This window comes from Herbaspirillum sp. NPDC101397, from assembly GCF_044767325.1.
Lineage (GTDB): Bacteria > Pseudomonadota > Gammaproteobacteria > Burkholderiales > Burkholderiaceae_D > Herbaspirillum.
This window is the reverse complement of sequence record NZ_JBIWNS010000009.1, coordinates 26,039-46,881: the sequence shown is the minus strand read 5'-3', so window position 1 is coordinate 46,881 and position 20,843 is coordinate 26,039. Positions and strand designations below refer to the sequence as shown.

Sequence of the window (20,843 nt, the reverse complement as noted above, 5' to 3'; positions counted from 1 at the left end):
TCACTTTTAACCGACGCACGCATGACCGCACCAACCGCCACCGATCATCCTGAAGACCAGCAAGCGCCCCCACCCAAGCGCGGACGCGCCGGTCGCCGGGCGCTTTACGCATTGCTCGCTGTGGCCGCCTTGTTGCTGGCGCTGGCGGCGACGCTGGCGTGGGTGGTCGGCACCGACAGCGGCGCGCGCAATGCCTGGCGCTTCGCCGTCTGGAGCATGCAAGGGAAATTGTCCGGCGTGCACGGCGGCGGCAGCCTGGCCGACGGCCTGCACATGCGCAACCTGCGTTATCGCGACGCCACGATGCAACTCGACATCGATCGCATCGACGCAGCCTGGAATCTGTCGCTCACCCAGCGCCGCCTCACCATCAGTTACCTTCACGTAGGCACGGTCGACATCAACAAGCAACCATCGCCGCCTACGCCGACCATCATGCCGACGTCGTTGAGCCTGCCGCTGGCGCTGAACCTGAACGACGTCTCGCTGCAAAAACTGATTCTGCAGCAAGGCACGTCCATCACCGAACTGAGCGGCCTGCAATTGCACGGCACCTCGGACGGCGTGCAGCACACGCTGGTGCTGGACAAGCTGACTACTGCTTTCGGCCAGGCCACGGCGCTGCTGCACCTGAACGGCAAGCAGCCGTTCGCGCTCAACGGCGGCATCGAGCTGGCGGGCTTGTATGCGCAGGAAAAGATCTCTGAAAAATTCCAGCTGGCGGCGCAATTGTCCGGCTCGCTGCAGGAGCTCGGCATCGCCCTGACCGCCACCGGCGACAAACTCAACGGCAACGCCGACGTCGTCGCCACGCCGTTCGCCACGGTGCCGCTCAAGCGCGCCAGGGTCGACGTGCAGCACGTCAATCCGCAAGCCTTCAGCAGCGGCGCGCCGAAGGCAGATCTGCAGTTGCACGCCGATCTGGCGCCGGTGGCCGGCGCGACGGCGGACAATTTGCGCGTCGCCGGCCCGGTCGAGATTGTCAACGCCATCCCCGGCAGTCTCGACCAGCAACGCCTGCCGCTGAACTCGGTCAAGGCCAAAGTTGATCTCGGCGTCGACAGCCAGCAACTGAGCGACTTGCGCATTGCGCTGCTCAAGAACGCCACGTTGACCGGCAAGGGTGAGTTCCACCCCGCTGACAAGGCCGGCCGCTTCGACTTCGAGGTTGCCGCACTCGATCTGCATGCGATTCACAACGAACTCAAGCCGACCCGCCTGGCCGGTCCGCTCAACGTCGTCCTCAAGCCCGGCGGCCAGGACATCCTGCTGAAGCTGCAAGACGCGCAATACAGCATCCAGGCCGACGCCGCCGTCACGCCCGAGCAAGTCGCGCTGAAACAAGTGCTGCTGACGGCGCAGAAGGCGCGGCTGGAACTGGCCGGTACATTGGGCACGGTCGGCGCCATGGAATATGCGTTCAAGGGCAAGCTGGCCAACTTTGATCCTTCACTGTGGGTGAAGACCGGCAAGGTGCCGGCCAATGCCAAGGCCGGAACCGCAGCGCACGCGATCACCGCGCGCATCAACATGGACTTCGACACCACCGGTTCGCTCTCGCCGGCGTTGCAGGCGAAACTGAATTTTTCCATCCACGACAGCAGCTACGACCAATTGCCCATGAGCGGCAACGGCAAGCTGCAACTGGCCGGCAAGCGCCTGTTGCCGAGCAGCCTGGACCTGCTGGTGGCAGGCAACCAGCTGCAGCTCAAGGGTGCATTCGGCGCGCCGTCCGACAAACTCGACATCCATGTCGATGCGCCGCAACTGGCGCGGTTGGGCTTTGGTATTTCCGGCCTGCTCAAGCTGGACGGCCAGCTCACCGGCAGCATGCAACGCCCCAACCTGCGTGCGACCTACAGCGGCCAGCAACTGGCGTTCGGTCCGCATCACCTGAACCGGCTCGGCGGCCAGGCCGACCTGCAGACCGATCTCAACACAGGCGCAGCATCCGCCAACAACAAGCTGCAACTGAGCATCGACGGCGACGGCTACAGCGGCCCCGACGCCACGCTCAACCAATTGAAACTGACGCTGTCCGGCACCTATGGCGACCACAAGCTGGCCGTGCAGGCCGACGGCCGCGTACGCAACCAGACGCTGGCGCTGCAGCTCAACGCCCACGGCAAGGTCACCGAAGACAAGAACGGCTACGGCTGGAACGGCGTCATCGACAAACTCGACAACCAGGGCCTGCCGCGCATTGCGCTGGCGTCGCCGCTGAGCCTCACGCTCGCCGCCGATACGCTGGTGGCGGGCGCCACCCGGCTCAATGTCGACCGCATGGCAATCGACCTGCGCAGCCTGAGCTACCAGCAAGGCCGCATCCGTTCCGAAGGCAGCGCCAAGGCGTTCGACGTCGGTCGTATCCTGGAACTGGTGCAGGAAATGACTGGCGCATCCGCTGCTGCGCCGCCGGCGAAGACCGATCTGGTGCTTGACGCCGACTGGAATTTCTCGCTGGCGGAAACCGCCTCGGGCTTCCTGCAGGTGCTGCGCAAGAGCGGCGACGTGTCGGTCAACACCGGCAATTCGCAAGTCGCCCTGGGCCTCTCGACGCTGCAACTGCGGGTCGATCTCGCCGGTCAGGAAGCGAAGTTCAACAGCCGCGTAGCTGCTGCCCGCGTCGGCACAATTGAAGCCCAGGGCCAAGCCGGTCTCATGCGCCAGGACGGCGTACTGACGCTGCTGCCGGACTCGCCGCTGACCGCCCACGCGCGCTTGAACGTGCCCGACGTCAAGACCATCGGCGCCCTGCTGGGTCCTCAATACAGCCTGGACGGCAAGCTTGCGGTGGATCTCAACGCCGCCGGCACGCTGGCCAAGCCGCGCCTGTCCGGCGCCATCAATGGCGACAGCCTGGCCGTAACGCTGTTCGACCAGGGCATCCAGCTCAAGGACGGCACCGTGCGCATCGTCATGGACGACAATGTGATCGACCTGCGCCAGATCGAATTCCATGGCGGCGAAGGCACGCTGCGCGCCACCGGCAAGGTCAAGTTGGGAGACGCCGATCCCGACCTGAACGCCACCATCGTGGCCGACCATCTGCAACTGTTCGCCAGCCCGGATCGCCAGCTGATGCTGTCGGGCCAGGCCAAACTGGCCAACGTCAACGAGCAGTTGCGCATCGACGGCAAGTTCGTGGTCGACAAAGCTCTGTTCGACCTGCCCAAGAGCAGCGCGCCCAAGCTGGGCGACGACGTCGTGATCGTGCGCAAGGACAAGGACGGCAAGTCCCGCGCCAAGGCCGGCGCGGCCGCAACCTCGAAGGAAAAGCTCACGGCCGCGACCGAGAAACCGGCCGGACGTTTTGCGCCGGTGATGAACATCGTGGTCGACCTCGGCGACAGCTTCCGCTTCAACGGCAGTGGCGCCGACCTCAAGCTGCGCGGCGAGATGAACGTGCGCAGCGAGCCGCTGCTGCCGCTGCGCGCCACCGGTACCGTGCGCGTTGCCGAAGGCACCTACGAAGCCTTCGGCACCAAGCTCAACATCGAGCGCGGCATCATCAACTTCCAGGGACCGATCAGCAATCCCAATCTGAACATCCTCGCCATGCGCCGCAACCAGGACGTCGAAGCCGGCGTCGAAGTCACCGGCAACGCCAACCAGCCGCGCGTGCGCCTGGTGTCGGAACCGAACGTTCCCGATGATGAAAAACTCTCGTGGATGATGTTCGGCCACGGCAGCGACAGTTCCGGGCTCGGTCAGCGCAGCGCCAGCAGCCAGGCGCTGGCCTTCGTCGGCAACTACGGTGGCAAGAAGATTGCCAAGGACATCGGTCTTGACCAGTTCTCGATCGGCGCCAGCGAATCGGGCCTGTCCGACGAGCAGGTGGTCAATCTCGGCAAATCGATTTCCGAAAAGCTCTCGCTCGGCTACGAACAAAGCCTGACAGGCGCGGCCAGCATCGCCAAGGCCACCTGGCAGCTGTCGCGGCGCTGGTCGCTGGTGGCGCGCACCGGCACCATCAACGGCCTCAATGTGCTGTACAACCTACGTTTCGACTGATTGGGCGGGACGTAAAAAAGGCGGTGTGGAATGCCACACCGCCCTTTTTTTTGCATCTGATTTTCTATAGCCAGCCGACCTTGCGCAAGCGGTAGTACAGCCAGCTGCATGATCCTCCAATGGCGATCAATACTGTCGGATAACCCCAGTGCCACTCCAGCTCGGGCATGTATTTGAAGTTCATGCCGTACAAGCTGAACATCATGGTCGGGATCGCCAGGATGCCGCCCCAGCCGGCCAGGCGCTTGACCACTTCGTTCTGGCGTATGGTCACTTGGGCGAGCTCGATCTGCATCGCCGCCGCCACCATTTCACGCAGGCGGTCGCCGGTCTCGATCAGGCGCACCACGTGATCGTAGATGTCGCGGAAATAGACCTTGCCGTCCTTGGTGATGATGTTTTCGTGAAAGCGCAGCAGCTGCGTACACACGTCCAGCAACGGCACCGCCGCCGAGCGGATCTTGATCAGCTGGCGCTTGAGCTGGTAGAGATCCTGTAAATGGACTTGCTCCGACACACGGTCGAACAGCTCCGCTTCGTACTTGTCGAAACGCTCTTCCAGGTCGTCCATGATGGGGCCGTAGTTGTCCACCACGAAGTCCATGATCGAGTACAGCACGTAGCTGGGACCGCGGACCAGGCGCTCGGGCAGCATCTCGCAATGCTCGCGCACCTTGGCGTAGCTTCTCGACGAACCGTGCCGCACCGACACCACGAAGCGCGCACCGACGAAGATGTGGGTCTCGCCGAATTGCACCACCGCGTCAACCACTTGCGCGGTCTGCAGCACCACGAACAAGGTGTCGCCGTATTCCTCGATCTTGGGCCGCTGATGGGCGGCGTAGGCGTCTTCCACGGCCAGTTCATGGAGGTTGAATTCTTCCTTGATCTGGCGCATCAGCTCGACGCTCGGTTCCAGCAGGCCGACCCAGACGAAGGTATTTTCCTCCAGCAGCACGTCGCTGATTTCCTCGATCGTGATGTCGCGCAGCTTCTTGCCGTTCTTGTAGGCCGTGCAATTGACGACCATGTTTGCGTTGTTCATGTTTGAGCCTGCTTTCCTGTTTGTCCGTCAGACGGCCGGCCGTACGATTCTGCGCTTGATCACCTGCGCCAGCACCACGCCGGCCAGCGTGATGCCGCCGCCGACCGCGTGATACGAATGCAAAGCCTCATCCAGCACGACCATGGCAATTATGACGGTAAATATGGGCGACAAGTTCATGAACATGGTCGAGTGCGTCGCCCCCAGATGCGCGATGCCGTTCATCCACAGGATCTGCGAAATGATGGAGGCGGCGATGCCGGCATACAGCAACAGCGGCAGGTTGGCCGCCGTCACCGGCGAATACGGCGCCGCCAGGCACAGCGGCAACAGCAGGATCACCGCCACCCAGATTTGCAGGTAGAGCAAATGCCAGGCGGCAATCGGCAGCGCCCAGCGCTTGAGCAGCACGCCGTAGAAAGCGTAGGCGACGGTCGCCACCAGCATCAGCAGGTCGCCGAACACCACGCCATTGGTGAACAGTTGCGCCGGATGGCCTTTGCCGATCAAAATCATCAGGCCGAACAGCGAGAGCACGCCGCCGATCAGCGTGCCCCAGGTCGGCGGCTCGCGCAGCAGGATGCTGCTCAGCAGCAAGGTCAGCAGCGGCATCAGCGAGGCGATCATGCCCATGCTGGTGGCCGAGGACGTGGCCGCAGCGAAGTACGCCAGACTCTGATACAGCACCATGCCGAACAGCGCCAGCACCACGACTTTCCACAGGTGCGGACGAATCTGGTGACGCTGCCGCCAGACGCCGCGCAGGCAAAACGGCGTCAGCAACAGGCCGGCCATCAGCCAGCGATAAAACGACATCGCCGCCGGCTCGATCACGCCCGCCGCCATCTTGCTGACAATGGTGTTGCCGGACCAGATCAGGATCGCGCTGATCGGGAAGATGCTGTATTTGAGCTGCATGTGGGCCATGGCGATGAGGTGAAATAGTTACGTTGCGCTTGCCCGGCTTGCCTTGGGGTCGCGACCGGCCAGCTCGGCGCCGGCATCGGGCGGCAGGCGCATGAGCATCGGGATCGAAAACGAAGCCGCCACCGCCACCGTCAGGAACGCCGGCCAGAAATCCTGGCTGACCAGCGTCGCGTGGCCTTGCAACTGGTTGGACATCTGCAAGGCGAAACCGCCCAGCACCACGCCCATGCCGACCGACAATTGCTGCGCCACGCTGGCAATGCTGGTGGCCTGGCTGAGGCGGTTGGTGTCGACATCGGCGTAGGAAATCGCATTGAGGCTGGTGAACTGCAATGAACGGAAACAGCCGCCGATCAGCAGCACGATCAACATCACCGCATACGGCGTGGCCGGCGTGAAGAGGCCCATCGCCGCCAGCGAAAGCACGCCGCAGGTACCGTTGACGATCATGACCCGGCGGAAGCCGTAGCGTTTGAGGAATTTGGCCGCGATGGTCTTCATGAACATCGCGCCGGCCGCCGACGCGCAGGTCAGCAGGCCGGAATGGAAGGCGCTGAAGCCGAAGCCGAGCTGCAGCATCAGCGGCAACAGGAAGGGAATCGCGCCGATGCCGAGGCGGAACAGCGAGCCGCCGCCGACGCCGGCCTGCAGGGTTTCGATCTTGAGCAGCTTGAGGTCGATCAGCGGATGTTCGGTACGGCGTGCATGCCAGACGTAAGCGCCCAGCGACAGGCTGCCGAGCACCACGCAGGCCAGCGAAATATCGCCCGACACCAAGTGGCGTCCGGTGGTCGCCAGTCCCATCATCACCAGCGAACAACCCAGTGCCGACAACACGAAGCCGATCCAGTCCAGCGGCGCGACGCTATCCGCTTTGGCGTTGGCGATGAAGCGCGTGGCCAGGTACAGGCCGAGGATGCTGATCGGGATATTGATGAAGAAGATCCAGCGCCAGTGGAAATACGTCGTGATGAAGCCGCCCAGCGGCGGCCCCAACACCGGCCCGAACATGGCCGGAATGGTGAGGTAGCTGAGCGCCTTGACCAGGTTGGCCTTGTCGACGCTGCGCAGAATCACCAGTCGTCCGACCGGCACCATCATGGCGCCGCCTATGCCCTGGAAGAAGCGCGCCGCCACGAACTCCGGCAGGTTTTGCGAGACGCCGCACAGGATGGAACCCAGCATGAACACGCAGATTGCCGAACGGAAAATCGTCAGCGCGCCGAAGCGATCGGCCATCCAGCCGCTGATCGGAATGAACACGGCCAGGCTGACCAGGTAAGACGTCAACGCCAGCTTGAGTGAAATCGGATCGACCGCCATGTCGATCGCCAGCACCGGCAGCGAGGTCGAAATCACGGTAGAGTCCATCTGTTCCATGAACAGGGCGCAGGCGACGATGAGGGGAATGGTGAAGGTGCGCTGTAAAGCCATGGGATGGGAAATTGGTTGAGTCAGCGTTGATTCGGACCTCTGCGCAGCGAGCCCGTTGCATCACGGAAATATGCTCCAGTATACCGTTTAAGCTATGATGCTGCCGGGCGCTCCCGGCCGTTGGCCGGCAGCTTGCTCCCCTTTGTTTTCTCTTGGCTGAACCACGCACGACTATGTCCCTCCCCTGCTTCGCCCTGCTCGATGACAGCTACCGCCACGGTGATGCCAACGCACGCACGGACGAACCGCGTTCGCGCCTGTACACCGGCTATCAGGCGACGCTGCGCTGCGACGATGCTGATGGCATGGCGGAGATGCTCGCCGACATGCAGGCCGCGCAACAAAAGGGCCTGCATGCCGTGGCGCTGTTCAGCTACGAGCTGGGGGGATGCTTGCACGGCATTGAAGCGCATGCCGGCCAGCCCGGTCCGCTTGCAGAAATCCTGCTGTTCACCGACTGCCGCCGCCTCAGCGCTGCGCAGACCGATGAATGGCTGCAGCAACAGCAAGATGCGATTCCTGCTGAAGCCGGCGTCGCCAACGTGCGCACCAGCGTCGACGAGCAGCGTTTCAACGCCGACATCGCGCGCATCCGCGACTACATCGCGGCCGGCGACACCTACCAGGTCAACTACACCTACCGCCTGCATTTCGATGCCTGGGGCGAACCGCTGAGCCTGTACAACAAACTGCGCGCGCGCCAGCCGGTGCCGTACGGCGCACTGATCCGCCTGCCGGATGAGCGTTGGGTGCTGTCGTTTTCGCCGGAACTGTTCGTCCGCCACACGCAAGGAAAACTGCTGGCCCAGCCGATGAAAGGCACCGCGCCGGCGCATGACGACGCGGCCGAAAACAGCCGCCGCGCCGATCAGTTGGCAAACGACGAAAAGAACCGCGCCGAGAACCTGATGATCGTCGACCTGCTGCGCAATGACCTCGGCCGCGTCGCGATTGCCGGTTCGGTGCAGGTGCCGCAGTTGTTCGCAGTCGGCCGCTTCGGCCAGGTATTGCAGATGACCTCGACCATCACGGCGCAACTGCGCGACGACGCGCATATCGCCGACGTGGTGGCCGCTCTCTATCCTTGCGGATCGATCACCGGCGCGCCCAAACGCCGCACCATGCAAATCATTCGCGAACTGGAATCGACGCCGCGCGGAGTGTACACCGGCGCCATCGGCTGGTTAGACGCTGCCGAGCCAGGCCGTACCGTGGGCGATTTCTGCCTGTCGGTGCCGATTCGCACACTGGTGCTGCAGGCGCCTCAAAACGGCGTGCGTCATAGCGAAATGGGTGTGGGTGCCGGCATCGTCTACGACAGCAAGGCCGCAGATGAATTTGCCGAATGCCGCTTGAAGTCGGCATTCCTGACCGGCCTCGATGGCGGCTTCAGCCTGTTCGAAACCATCCATGCCGACCATGAAAACGGCTGCCGCCACCTGGACCTGCATCTGCGGCGGCTGCAGAACTCGGCGGCGTATTTCAATTTCACATTCGATGAAACGACCATCCGCAATGCGTTGACCGAAGCCTGCGCGCAACTGCCTCCGGCAACGCCGCATCGCTTGCGGCTGGACCTGTTCCGCGACGGCGCGGTCCGCTTGCAGCAAGGCGTGCTGTCGGCGCTAGGTGCAACTGTGAAAGTGTTCATCTCACCGACGCCGAGCGCCAGCGACGATCTGTTCCTGCGCCACAAGACGTCAATGCGCACCGCTTACGACGAAGCCTGGAAAGACGCCGAACGGCGCGGCGGTTTCGACACGCTGTTCTTCAACGAACGTGACGAACTGACTGAAGGCGGCCGCAGCAATGTCTTCGTGCAACTGGATGGTCGCTGGTACACGCCGCCGCTGGCGGCCGGCGCCCTGCCCGGCGTGATGCGCTCGGTGCTGCTCGCCGATCCCGCGTGGGCCGCGACCGAGCGCAGCATCACACGTGAGGAACTGCGCCGCGCCGATGCGGTGATGATCTGCAACGCCTTGCGCGGCGCAATTCGTGCAGACGTGGCCTGGGATATCGGCGCATAAAAAAGCGCAGCACCGGGGCTGCGCTTTTTGCCGGTCCGGCAAACTTATTCAATCTTATTTCTTCTTGCTGTTCTCCGATTGACTTGCCAACGCGCCCAGGTCGGCGATGTTCTGCTCGCTCCAGCCGCCGCCGAGGGCCTTGGTCAGCAACACGCTGGCGGCCATACGCCGGTACAAAATATCCAATGCAGTGCGTTCGCTGGTCAGCGCGGTGGCTTGCGCCGTGATCACGCTGGTGTAATTGACGACGCCGGACTTGTACTGGTTGGTGACGAGAGTCACGGCCTGGCGTGCAGACTGCAGCGCTTCGTTCTGCACGACAGCTTCCTGTTCGAGGATGCGCAGCGCAGCGAGATTGTCTTCCACTTCCTGGAACGCGGTCAGCACGGTCTGCTTGTACGCTGCGGCCACGCCGTCATAGGTGGCGATGGCCTGGTCGGTGACCGAGCGGCGCGCGCCGCCGTCGAAAATCAACTGGCTCAATTGCGGCCCCAGCGACCACACCCGGCTGGGCATGGTGAACCAGTTGGCCAGACCGTTGGACGTCTGGAATCCACCCGAGGCCGACAGCGACAGGCTCGGGTAATACGCCGCCTGCGCCACGCCGATCTGGGCGTTGGCAGCAGCGACGCGGCGCTCGGCGCCGGCGATGTCGGGACGCCGCTCCAGCAGCATCGACGGCAAGGCCACCGGAATCGGCGGCGCCGCAGCCGCCAACGGCGACGGCGTGATCGAGAAGGTCGAGGCCGGTTGGCCGACCAGCAAGGCGATCGCATGTTCCAGCTGCGCGCGCTGCACGCCGTTGTCGAGTGCCTGTGCCTGCGCTGACTTCAATTGCGTCTGCGCCTGGATGACGTCAGACTTGGCGACCACGCCGGCGTTGTATTGATTCTGCGTCAGTTGATACGAGCGCTGGTAAGCGGTGACGGTATCGTCCAGCAACTGCTGCTGCGCATCGAGCACGCGCAGTTGCAGATAGTTCTGCGCCAGTTGCGCCTGTGCGCTCAGCCGGGTTGCCGCCAGGTCGGCGGCGCTGGCTTGGGCGCTGGCTTCGTTGGATTCGACATTGCGCCGCACGCGGCCCCAGACGTCGATTTCCCAGTCGGCGTTGAGCGAGAAGGAATAATTGTCGCGCACCGATGAACTGGAGCTGTTGCCGCTGCTGCTCGTTGCGGAGCGCGAACGCGTGCGCGAGGCATCCACCGACAAGGTCGGCGAATAGTCGGCGCGCGCGCCCTGCACCAGCGCCATGGCCTTGCGGAAATTGGCTTCCGACTGCGCCAGGTTCTGATTGGAAATATCGATCTGCTCCACCAGCGCATTGAGCTGCTGGTCGCCGAACATTTCCCACCACTTCCCGTTCATGGCCAATTCATTCGGCTGGGCCGGCTTCCAGTCCTTCATTTCCTTGAAGGCCGTCGGCACCGCCGCAGTCTGCGGACGGACATAGTCGGGGCCGACCGAGCAAGCCGCCAGGGCCAGCACCAGCGGGGTCAAAATCAAAGCGCGTTTGCGCAGTACGGATGTCATTGTCATTTCTCCTTGAACGCCGCGTTTCACGCCGCGCCCGTATTTTCCTGTTGCGCTGTCTTTCGTCCCGTCGTGCGCTCGAACAAACCCTTGCTCCACAGGCGGAATCGTTCCATGTAGAGATAAACCACCGGCGTCGTGTACAGCGTCAGCATCTGGCTCACGATCAGGCCGCCGACGATGGAAATACCGAGTGGCTGGCGCAACTCGGCGCCGTCGCCGGAGCCCAGCGCCAGAGGCACAGCGCCCAGCAGCGCCGCCATGGTGGTCATCATGATCGGCCGGAAGCGCAGGCTGCACGCCTCGAAGATGGCGTCGCGCGGCGACAGGCCGCGCGTACGTTCGGCCTGCAGGGCGAAGTCGATCATCATGATGGCGTTCTTCTTGACGATACCGATCAGCAGGATCACGCCGATCAGCGCGATCAGGCTGAAGTCGGTGCCGGTGGCCAGCAGGGCCAGCAGCGCGCCGACGCCGGCCGACGGCAGCGTCGAGATGATGGTGATCGGATGCACCAGGCTCTCATAAAGGATGCCGAGCACGATATACACCGCCAGCAAGGCCGTCAGGATCAGCACCGGCTGGCTGTCGAGCGACGACTGGAAGGCGTTGGCGGTGCCGGCAAAGGCGCCGTGCACCGCCGTCGGGACGCCCAGGCGCGCCAACGTGTCGTTGATCACTTGGGTGGCCTGCGACAGCGAGACGCCTTCGGCCAGGTTGAAGGAAATCGTCGAGGCGATGAACTGCCCCTCATGGCTGACGCTCAACGAAGTGGTGGTTGGCGCGAAGCTGGAGAACGAGGTCAGCGGCACCTGCTTCGACGCCGCCGTCGACAAGGTCAGCGCCAGCGACGAGTTGGAGTTGAGCTTGCCGCCCGCCGTCAACGCCGGCGGCGTGCCCAGCGCCGAGGTGGTCGGCGACAGGTTGGCCGTACTGTTGGCCAGGCTGACGTAGGTGCTGTTGAGGATTTCCGGACTTTGCCAGTATTGCGGCGCGGCTTCCATCACCACGTGGTACTGGTTCATGCCGCTGTAGATGGTCGAGATCTGGCGCTGGCCGAACAGATCACTGAGACTGGTGTCGATCAACTGCGGCGTGACGCCGCTGCGGATGGCGGTTTCGCGGTCGATCGTCAGCGTGGTCTGCAAACCCTTGTCCTGCTGGTCGGTGCTGACGTCTTCCAGCTGCGGCAGGTTGGAGAACGCCACGCGGATCTTGGGCTCCCAGGTGCGCAACAGTTCAAGGTCGTCGGACTGCAGCGTGTACTCATATTGCGAATCGCTCTGGCGCGCGCCGACGCGGATGTCCTGCACCGCCTGCAGGAACAGGCTGGCCCCGGCCACGTGTCCCAGTTTCAGGCGCAGCCGCGCGATCACCTTGTCGGCGGATATCTTGCGTTCCGACAGCGGCTTGAGCGCAATGAACATGCTGCCGCCGTTGCGCCGCCCGCCGCCGGTGAAGGCGGTAACGTTGGCCACCGCCGGATCCTGGCGCACGATTTCGATGAATTCGTTGAGCTTGATCTTCATGGCCTGGAACGAAATCGACTGGTCGCCGCGGATGCCGCCGACCAGCCGGCCGGTATCCTGCTGCGGGAAGAAGCCCTTGGGTACGATCACGTACAGATAGACATTGAGTGCGATGGTGGCGAGCAGGATCACGATCATCAGCGGCGAGAACCGCAGGGCCCACGCCAGCGAACGCTCATAGCCGCGCAGCATGCTGTCGAACAGGCGCTCGACAGCCGTGAAGAAACGGCCCGGCTTGCGCTCTTCTTCGCTTTCTTGTTTGAGCAGCATGGCGCACATCATCGGCGTGGTGGTCAGCGACACCAGCAACGACACCAGGATCGCCACCGACAGCGTCACCGCGAACTCACGAAACAGGCGGCCGACGATGCCGCCCATCATCAGGATGGGGATGAACACCGCGATCAGCGAAATGCTCATCGACAGCACCGTGAAGCCGACTTCGCGAGCGCCGACCAGCGCCGCCTTGACCGGCTTCATGCCCTGCTCGATGTGACGCGATATGTTTTCCAGCACGACGATGGCGTCATCGACCACGAAGCCGGTGGCAATCGTCAGCGCCATCAGCGACAGGTTGTCGAGGGTATAGCCGAGCAGGTACATGATGCCGAAGGTACCGATCAGCGAGACCGGCACCGCCACACTCGGAATCAGCGTGGCGCGGCCGTTGCGCAGGAACAGGAACACCACCATGATCACCAGCGCGATCGACATCAGCAGGGTCTTCTCGGTGTCCTTGAGCGAGGCGCGGATGGTCGGCGTACGGTCCATCATGACTTCGAGATTGATCGCGTTCGGGATCGATGCCTTCAGGTTGGGCAGCAAGGCATTCACGGCATCCACGGTCTCGATGATGTTGGCGCCGGGCTGACGGTTCAGGATCACCAGTACCGACGGCTTGCCGTTGGCGGAGCCGGAATTGCGCAGGTCGGCCACCGAATCCTTGACCTCGGCAATGTCGCGCACGCGCACCGGCGCGCCGTTGCGGTAGGACACGATCAGCGGCGCGTATTCGGCTGCCGTCTTGACCTGGTCGTTGGCGTAGATCTGCCAGTTGCGGTCGCCGTCCTCGACGATGCCCTTGGGACGGTTGGCGTTGGTGGCCGCCACGGCGGTGCGCACATCGGCCGTGCCGATGCCGTACTTGTTGAGTGCAGTCGGATTGAGCTCGATCCGCACCGCCGGCTGCGAACTGCCGCCTACGCTGACCTGGCCGATGCCGCGAACCTGCGACAGTTTTTGCGCCAGGATGCTGTCGGCGGCGTCGTACATCTGACCCTGCGTCATGGTGTCCGAGGTCAGCGCCAGGATCATGATCGGCGCGTCGGCCGGATTCACCTTGCGGTACGAAGGACTGCTCGGCATGCCGGAAGGCAGCAAGCTGCGCGCGGCATTCAATGCCGCCTGCACGTCGCGCGCGGCGCCGTCGATGTCGCGGTTGAGGTCGAACTGCAGGGTGATGCGGGTCGAATTGAGCGAGCTCGACGAGGTCATCTCGGTGACGCCGGCGATGGCGCCGAGCGCGCGCTCGAGCGGCGTGGCGATGGTCGCCGCCATGGTTTCCGGGCTGGCGCCGGGCATTGAGGCCGACACCGAAATGGTCGGATAGTCGACCTGCGGCAGCGGCGACACCGGCAGCAGCTTGAACGCCAGCATGCCCGCCAGCGCGATGCCGATGGTCAGCAGCGTGGTGGCGATGGGCCGTTCAATGAAGGGACGCGAAATATTCATGCTGTCCCTGGGTCAGACTTGTGGCTGTGTTGGCGACGACGGCGGAACCAGGGGCGCCTTGGTCGAAGGCGCATCGTCGTCCGGATGCTCAGGATGCTTTTCCTTGCCGAAGCGCTTGCGCATGCGTTTGGCCAGGCTATCGAAACCGAGGTAGATCACCGGCGTGGTGAACAGCGTCAGCACCTGCGACACCAGCAGGCCGCCGACCATGGTGATGCCGAGCGGCTGGCGCAGTTCGGAGCCGACGCCCGTACCCAGCATGAGCGGCAAGGCGCCCAGCAAGGCCGCCATGGTGGTCATCAGGATCGGGCGGAAGCGCAGCAGGCAGGCCTGGTAGATGGCTTCACGCGGCGACTTGCCTTCATGACGTTCGGCTTCGAGGGCGAAGTCGATCATCATGATGGCGTTTTTCTTGACGATGCCGATCAGCAGGATGATGCCGATGATGCCGATGATGCCGAGGTCGTTGCGCGAAATCATCAGCGACAGCAAGGCGCCGACGCCGGCCGACGGCAAGGTCGACAGGATGGTGATCGGATGGATGTAGCTTTCGTACAGCACGCCGAGCACGATGTACATCGTCACGATTGCCGCCAGGATCAGCCACAGCGTATTCGACAGCGACGCCTGGAACGCCAGCGCGGCGCCCTGGAAGTTGGTCGAGATGCTGGCCGGCATGGCGATCTCTTTCTCGGCCGCCATGATGGCCTTGACCGCTTCACCCAGCGAAGCGCCCTGCGCCAGATTGAACGAGACGGTGGCCGCCGGGAACTGGCCGAGATGGTTGACCACCAGCGGCGCGGTGCGCTCGGTCACCTTGGCGATGCTCGACAGCGGGATCTGGTTGCCGTTGGAGGCCACCAGGAAAATGCTGTTGAGCGCTTCCGGCCCCTTCTGAAATTCCGGCTTGACCTCCATCACCACGCGGTACTGATTCGATTGCGTATAGATGGTCGAGATCAGGCGTTGGCCGAAGGCGTTGTACAGCGCGTTGTCGATAGCCGCCGTGGTGACGCCCATGCGCGAAGCAGCGTCGCGGTCGATCTCGACGTAGGCCTGCAAACCCTGGTCCTGTACGTTGCTGGCGACGTCGGCCAGTTCCGGCAACTGACGCAGGCGGTCGACGATCTTCGGCACCCAGGTGCTGAGTTCGGCGGAGTCGGCGTCTTCCAGCGTGAACTGGTATTGCGTGCGGCTGACGCTGTCCTCGATGGTCAGGTCCTGCACCGGCTGCATGTAGAGCGTGATGCCGGGGACTTTTTCATTGAGCCTGGGTTGCAGGCGACGAATGATGTCGCTGGCGCTGATGTCGCGCGACTCATGCGGCTTGAGGTTGATCAGCATGCGGCCGCTGTTCAGGGTGGCGTTAATGCCGTCGACACCGATGAAGGACGACAGGCTTTCCACCGCCGGGTCTTCCAGCACCACCTTGGCCAACGCTTGCTGGCGCTCTGCCATGGCGCCGAAGGAGACCGATTGCGTGGCTTCCGAAATGCCCTGGATCACGCCGGTGTCCTGCACCGGGAAGAAGCCCTTGGGAATGAAGATGTACAGCACCACCGTCAGCACCAGCGTGCCCAGCGCCACCACCAGCGTGGTGCGCTGGCGATCGAGCACCCATGTCAGCGCGACGCCATAGCGTGCGACGATGTTGTCGAAGAAAGCGCCGCTCTTGTGATAGAACCAGCCCTGCTTCTCTTCCGGCACGTGATGCAGCAGACGCGCGCACATCATTGGCGTGAGCGTCAGCGACACCACTGCCGAGATCAGGATCGCCACCGCCAGCGTCACGGCGAATTCATGAAACAGCCGCCCCACCACGTCGCCCATGAACAGCAGCGGGATCAGCACGGCGATCAGCGAAAACGTCAGCGAAATGATGGTGAAGCCGATCTGCTGCGCCCCCTTGAGCGCGGCTTGCAGGGGCGCCATGCCTTCTTCGATGTAGCGCGAAATGTTTTCGATCATGACGATGGCGTCATCGACCACGAAGCCGGTGGCGATCGTCAGCGCCATCAGCGTCAGGTTGTTGATCGAGAAGCCGGCCATGTACATGATGCCGAAGGTGCCGACCAGCGAGAGCGGCACCGCCACGCTTGGAATGATGGTGGCGGGAACATTGCGCAGGAACACGAAGATCACCATCACCACCAGCACGATCGACAGCAGCAGTTCGAACTTGACGTCATCCACCGAGGCGCGGATGGTGGTGGTGCGGTCGGTCAGGATATGCACGTCGATGGCGCCCGGCAGGCTGGCCTGCAGGGTCGGCAGGATCTTCTTGATGCTGTCGACCACGGCGATTACGTTGGCACCCGGCTGGCGCTGGATGTTGACGATCACGGCGGCGGAGTCGTTGGCCCAGGCGCCGAGACGCACGTTCTCGGCGGCATCGACCACGTCAGCCACGTCCGATACGCGGATCGGCGCACCGTTCTTGTAGCCGATGATGAGGTTGCGGTATTCGTCGGCGGACTTCAGCTGGTCGTTGGCGTCGATGGTCGAGGCGCGCGCCGGGCCGTCGAAGCTGCCCTTGGCCTGGTTGACGTTGGCGTTGCCGATGGCGGTGCGGATGTCGTCCAGGTTCATGCCCAGCGAGGCGATGGCGCGCGGATTCAATTGCATGCGCACGGCAGGACGCTGGCCGCCGGACAGACTGACCAGGCCGACGCCGGAGAGCTGCGAAATCTTTTGCGCCAGACGCGTGTCGATCAAATCCTGCACCTTGGGCAGCGGCAGTGTCTTGGAGGTTACCGCCAACGTCAGGATCGGGGTGTCGGCCGGATTGACCTTGCTGTAGATCGGCGGCGCCGGGAGGTCGGACGGCAGCAGGTTGCCGCCGGCGTTGATGGCGGCCTGCACTTCCTGCTCGGCGATGTCGAGGCTGAGGTCGAGGTTGAATTGCAGCGTGATCACCGATGCGCCGCCGGAGCTGGTCGACGACATTTGGTTAAGACCGGGCATCTGGCCGAACTGGCGTTCCAGCGGCGCGGTGACCGACGAGGTCATGACGTCGGGGCTGGCGCCGGGATAGAGCGTAACGACCTGGATGGTCGGATAGTCGACTTCGGGCAGCGCCGAGAGCGGCAGCTGTTTATAGGCGACGATGCCGGCCAGCAGGATCGCCAGCATCAGCAGCGACGTCGCCACCGGCCGCAGGATGAACAGGCGTGATGGATTCATGCTGCCGCCTTATTTCGTTGCATTGGCGGGGGCTGGAGTTGCAGCCGGTGCAGTTGCCGGTGCTGCAGCAGGTGCGGCCGGTGTGCCTTCCGTGGTGCTGCGTTGCTGGCGGCGCATTTCCATCATGCGCTGGCGGCGCTGGTCTTCCGGCAGCTTCTTGATTTCTTCGCCGAACTCACCGGCGTCGATGCGTTTGTTGAGCGCAGCCCAGCGCTTCTGGCGTTCTTCGGGCGTCATGTCCTGGCCGCCTTGACCGCTTTGACCTTCGCCGGCGGCAATGCCGGGAGCACCCGCGGCACCAGCGGCAGCACCATCGCGTTTATGACGACGCGGACCAGCCTTTTCGGTCAGTTTGTTGGCCGGATCGTCGGCGCCGCCGCGCACCACCGGCTCGACCTTGGCGCCTTCGCGCAGGCGGTCGATGCCGTCGACGACCACGGTTTCGCCGCTGGCGACGCCGTCTTCAATCGCGGTGATGTCGCCCTGCGCCGGGCCGGTCTTGACGTTGCGCACGGTGACGGTGTTGTCGGACTTGACCACATACACGAATAACCCCTTGGAGCCGCGTTGCAGCGCCGCCGTCGGAATCGTGATGGCGTCCTTGCGGGTGTCTAGCAGCATGCGGATGTTGACGAACTGATTCGGGAACAGCGCATAGTCGGTGTTGGGGAATTGCGCCTTGAGCTTGATGGTGCCGGTGGTGGCGTCGACCTGATTGTCGATGGTCAGCAGCACGCCGCTGGCGAGCTTGTTCTTCTGGTCCCGGTCCCACGCATCGGTGGCGAGTTTCTTGCCGGCCTGCAGTTGCTTCATGACGGCCGGGATGTTGTCTTCGGGAATGCTGAACACTGCCGTGATCGGCTGCACCTGGGTGATGATGACAATGCCGTTGGTGTCGCTGGAGTGGACGATGTTGCCGATGTCGACCTGGCGCAGGCCGAGGCGGCCGCTGACCGGCGCAGTGACGCGCGAATAGGTCAGTTGCAGGCGCGCGCTGGCCAGGTTGCCCTGGTCGGACTTGACCGTGCCTTCCAGTTGCTTGACCAACGCGGCTTGCGTATCGACCTGCTGGCCGGCGATGGAATCCTGCGACAGCAACGTGCGGTAGCGCTTGAGGTCAAGCTGGGCCGCGCCCAGTTGCGCCTGGTCGCGCGCCAGTTGGCCTTCAGCCTGGGTCACCGCAACCTGGTAGGGACGCGCATCGAGCTCCGCCAGCAAGTCGCCTTCCTTGACCAGTTGGCCTTCCTTGAAATGCAGCTTCATGAGCTGGCCGTCGACACGGCTGCGCACCGTAGCGGTGGCGGTCGGCGTAACGCCTCCGAGGCCGGTCAGGTAGATATTGACGTCCGAGATCTTGGCCTCCGCCACGCCCACCGGCGACAGGCCTGCGCCACCGAAGCCGCCACCCGCGCCCGGAGGACCGCCGCGCTTGCCTTTGCCGCCGCCCCCCTGCCACTGCCCGCCGCTGCTCTGCGCCTGCTCGGCCGCTGCCGCGCGCTTGTGGTGCCAGTAGTAATAACCGCCGCCGACCACAATGATCAGCAAGGCCCAGAACCACCAGCGCTTGAGCAAGCCGGGGGATTTTCCGGAAGAGGAAGATGGCGATTGATTGTTGTCTGGAGTTGGTGTTGTAGTCATCTTGGCGGCAGGAAAATCGATCGATTCAATATGGGTCAAGGCATTTCATGAAGATCAGCGCGGCGGCGACAGCCTTTGCGGCCGGCGGGATGGTCTTCAGGAAATGCGCTCGCAGGCGCACGGCAGCACGCCAACTCGTTATTATGGTGCAGAAGCATGACGGAACGATGATCGTTCCCGCATATCTTCATATCAAATAAACAAAAACGTTGAGAGAAAGACAAAAAACCTTGCGCAAAGTTGCGCAAGGTTTCGAATTGCCGATGTTGCTTACTTGGCTGGAGCAGGCGCGGCTGCAGGAGCACCCGGCTTGCCGTGATCGCGACCGTGGTCACCGCCATGGTCACCAAAACGGCCGTGTTTGAAGCGACGTTCTTCCATCTTGCGGAATTCCTGGTCGAACACCTTTTGCTGCTCAGGCGACAGGACGGCGTAGAACTCCTTGGTGGCGGCGATACGATCCGTCATGCGGGCTTCCATCTTCTTCATCATGTCCAGATGGCGGTCCAGGCGTTCCGGCGTGGTCAGTTTGCTCCATTCATCCTTGCTCGGACGGGCCGGCGGCGTGGCCGGACGCTGCGGCGTGGTCTTGTCGGTGAAGGTCTTCCAGGCGCCTTCCTGGGCGGCGGTGATCTTCAGTTTGTCGTGCAAGGCTGCCTGGCGTTTGGCGCGGTGCTGCTCGAATTTGGCGATCTGTTCGGGAGTCGGCATATGACGTCCGCCCGGACCACCTGGGCCGCCCGGACCTGCCGGCGGCATCTGGGCGAACGAAGACATGGCGGTCAGACCGATACCTGCGGCGGCGACGCCGATCATCAGGTGTTTTTTCAGATTCAACATGGTGATTCCTTTCGTGTTGGGTGCGTTATCTGCACAGTTCACATTTAACTCTTCAGGTGTAACCGCGGTTTTTCCCTTGTTGCACGATTTGTATCTCTCTGTATATGCCGGCGGCTGCTTTGTTTCTCTCTATGTCTGGAGGGCTGCCTGTTATCCCAATATACAATTCAGCGTCACCCCATTTTTTGGAGTAGTCATAATGGCTGCCATGGATACAAATTCTCACATTCTGGTGGTCGACGACGACCGCGAAATCCGCACCTTGCTGGCGGAGTACCTCGATGCCAACGGTTTCCGTACACTGACGGCGACCAACGGCACCGACATGCGCAAGGTGCTCGACGAATCGCGGGTGGACCTGATCGTGCTGGACCTGACGCTGCCCGGCGAGGACGGCCTGACGCTGTGCCGCAACCTGCGCGCGCAATCGAACGTGCCGGTGATCATGCTGACCGCGCGCGGCGAACCGTTGGACCGCATCCTGGGACTGGAAATGGGCGCCGACGATTACCTGGCCAAGCCGTTCGAGCCGCGTGAACTGTTCGCGCGCATACGCAGCGTGCTGCGCCGGACCCAGGCGCTGCCGCCGAGCATGATGCGGCCGGATGCCAAGACCATGCATTTCTCCGGCTGGACGCTGGACCTGACTGCGCGCCATCTGCTCAACCCGGACGGCGTAGTGGTGGCCTTGTCAGGCGCGGAATTCCGCATGCTCAAGGTGTTTCTCGACCATCCCAACCGCATCCTCAACCGCGACCAGCTGCTGGAACTGACCCAGGGCCGCGAAGCCGATCCCTTTGATCGCTCGGTCGATATCCAGATCAGCCGCCTGCGCCAGAAACTGGGCGATGACGCCCGCACCCCGACCATCATCAAGACCATCCGCAACGAAGGTTACGTGCTGGCCACCACCGTGACACAGGAAGACGCCGGATGAATCATCTC

Annotated in this window: 12 protein-coding genes; 4 read left to right on the top strand and 8 right to left on the bottom strand. The window is 63.2% G+C overall.

Going from position 1 to position 20,843, the window contains the following annotated elements:
- Positions 1–21 precede the first annotated feature (21 nt).
- On the top strand, positions 22–4,014 hold the full coding sequence (locus tag ACIROW_RS20615) for a translocation/assembly module TamB domain-containing protein (RefSeq protein ID WP_402278397.1): 3,993 nt from the start codon (positions 22–24) through the stop codon (positions 4,012–4,014).
- 64 nt (positions 4,015–4,078) lie between these two features.
- Here the strand turns inward: ACIROW_RS20615 and corA are convergent, their stop codons facing one another.
- Genes corA through ACIROW_RS20600 form a run of 3 tightly spaced genes read right to left on the bottom strand, consistent with a single transcriptional unit; the run spans position 4,079 to position 7,420 of the window.
- A complete protein-coding gene (corA, locus tag ACIROW_RS20610; RefSeq protein ID WP_402278395.1) occupies positions 4,079–5,059 on the bottom strand; it encodes a magnesium/cobalt transporter CorA in 981 nt (326 codons plus the stop codon).
- Positions 5,060–5,086: 27 nt separating this feature from the next.
- Positions 5,087–5,977, bottom strand: coding sequence for a DMT family transporter (locus ACIROW_RS20605; protein ID WP_402278393.1), 891 nt, complete (start codon positions 5,975–5,977; stop codon positions 5,087–5,089).
- A 27-nt stretch (positions 5,978–6,004) separates the two neighbouring features.
- Positions 6,005–7,420: an MFS transporter gene (locus ACIROW_RS20600; RefSeq protein WP_402278391.1), complete on the bottom strand. Its 1,416-nt coding sequence runs from the start codon at positions 7,418–7,420 to the stop codon at positions 6,005–6,007.
- 173 nt (positions 7,421–7,593) lie between these two features.
- Between ACIROW_RS20600 and pabB the strand changes: the two genes are divergently transcribed.
- Entirely contained in the window at positions 7,594–9,447 is a 1,854-nt protein-coding gene (gene pabB / locus ACIROW_RS20595) for an aminodeoxychorismate synthase component I (protein WP_402278389.1), read from the top strand.
- Between the two features lie 54 nt (positions 9,448–9,501).
- On the opposite strand, the gene ACIROW_RS20590 is transcribed toward pabB, so the two are convergent.
- From ACIROW_RS20590 to ACIROW_RS20575, 4 genes are read right to left on the bottom strand one after another with little or no spacing between them, the layout of a single operon-like run.
- Positions 9,502–10,983, bottom strand: coding sequence for an efflux transporter outer membrane subunit (locus ACIROW_RS20590; RefSeq protein WP_402278387.1), 1,482 nt, complete (start codon positions 10,981–10,983; stop codon positions 9,502–9,504).
- A gap of 20 nt (positions 10,984–11,003) precedes the next feature.
- The gene (locus ACIROW_RS20585; protein WP_402278385.1) at positions 11,004–14,237 is read right to left on the bottom strand and encodes an efflux RND transporter permease subunit; all 3,234 of its coding nucleotides are present in this window, start codon (positions 14,235–14,237) and stop codon (positions 11,004–11,006) included.
- 12 nt (positions 14,238–14,249) lie between these two features.
- Positions 14,250–17,420, bottom strand: coding sequence for an MdtB/MuxB family multidrug efflux RND transporter permease subunit (locus tag ACIROW_RS20580; RefSeq protein ID WP_402278383.1), 3,171 nt, complete (start codon positions 17,418–17,420; stop codon positions 14,250–14,252).
- 9 nt (positions 17,421–17,429) lie between these two features.
- Positions 17,430–19,058 (bottom strand): MdtA/MuxA family multidrug efflux RND transporter periplasmic adaptor subunit, encoded by a 1,629-nt coding sequence (locus ACIROW_RS20575; RefSeq protein ID WP_402278772.1) that lies wholly within the window; start codon positions 19,056–19,058, stop codon positions 17,430–17,432.
- 47 nt (positions 19,059–19,105) lie between these two features.
- Here ACIROW_RS20575 and ACIROW_RS20570 point away from each other — a divergent pair, with 47 nt between their 5' ends.
- On the top strand, positions 19,106–19,258 hold the full coding sequence (locus ACIROW_RS20570) for a hypothetical protein (protein WP_402278381.1): 153 nt from the start codon (positions 19,106–19,108) through the stop codon (positions 19,256–19,258).
- Positions 19,259–19,328: 70 nt separating this feature from the next.
- On the opposite strand, the gene ACIROW_RS20565 is transcribed toward ACIROW_RS20570, so the two are convergent.
- Complete coding sequence (locus ACIROW_RS20565; RefSeq protein ID WP_402278379.1) at positions 19,329–19,898, bottom strand: Spy/CpxP family protein refolding chaperone; 570 nt, start codon at positions 19,896–19,898, stop codon at positions 19,329–19,331.
- Between the two features lie 208 nt (positions 19,899–20,106).
- On the opposite strand from ACIROW_RS20565, the gene ACIROW_RS20560 reads away from it, so the two are divergent.
- Positions 20,107–20,835 (top strand): response regulator, encoded by a 729-nt coding sequence (locus ACIROW_RS20560; protein WP_402278377.1) that lies wholly within the window; start codon positions 20,107–20,109, stop codon positions 20,833–20,835.
- Positions 20,836–20,843: the final 8 nt, after the last annotated feature.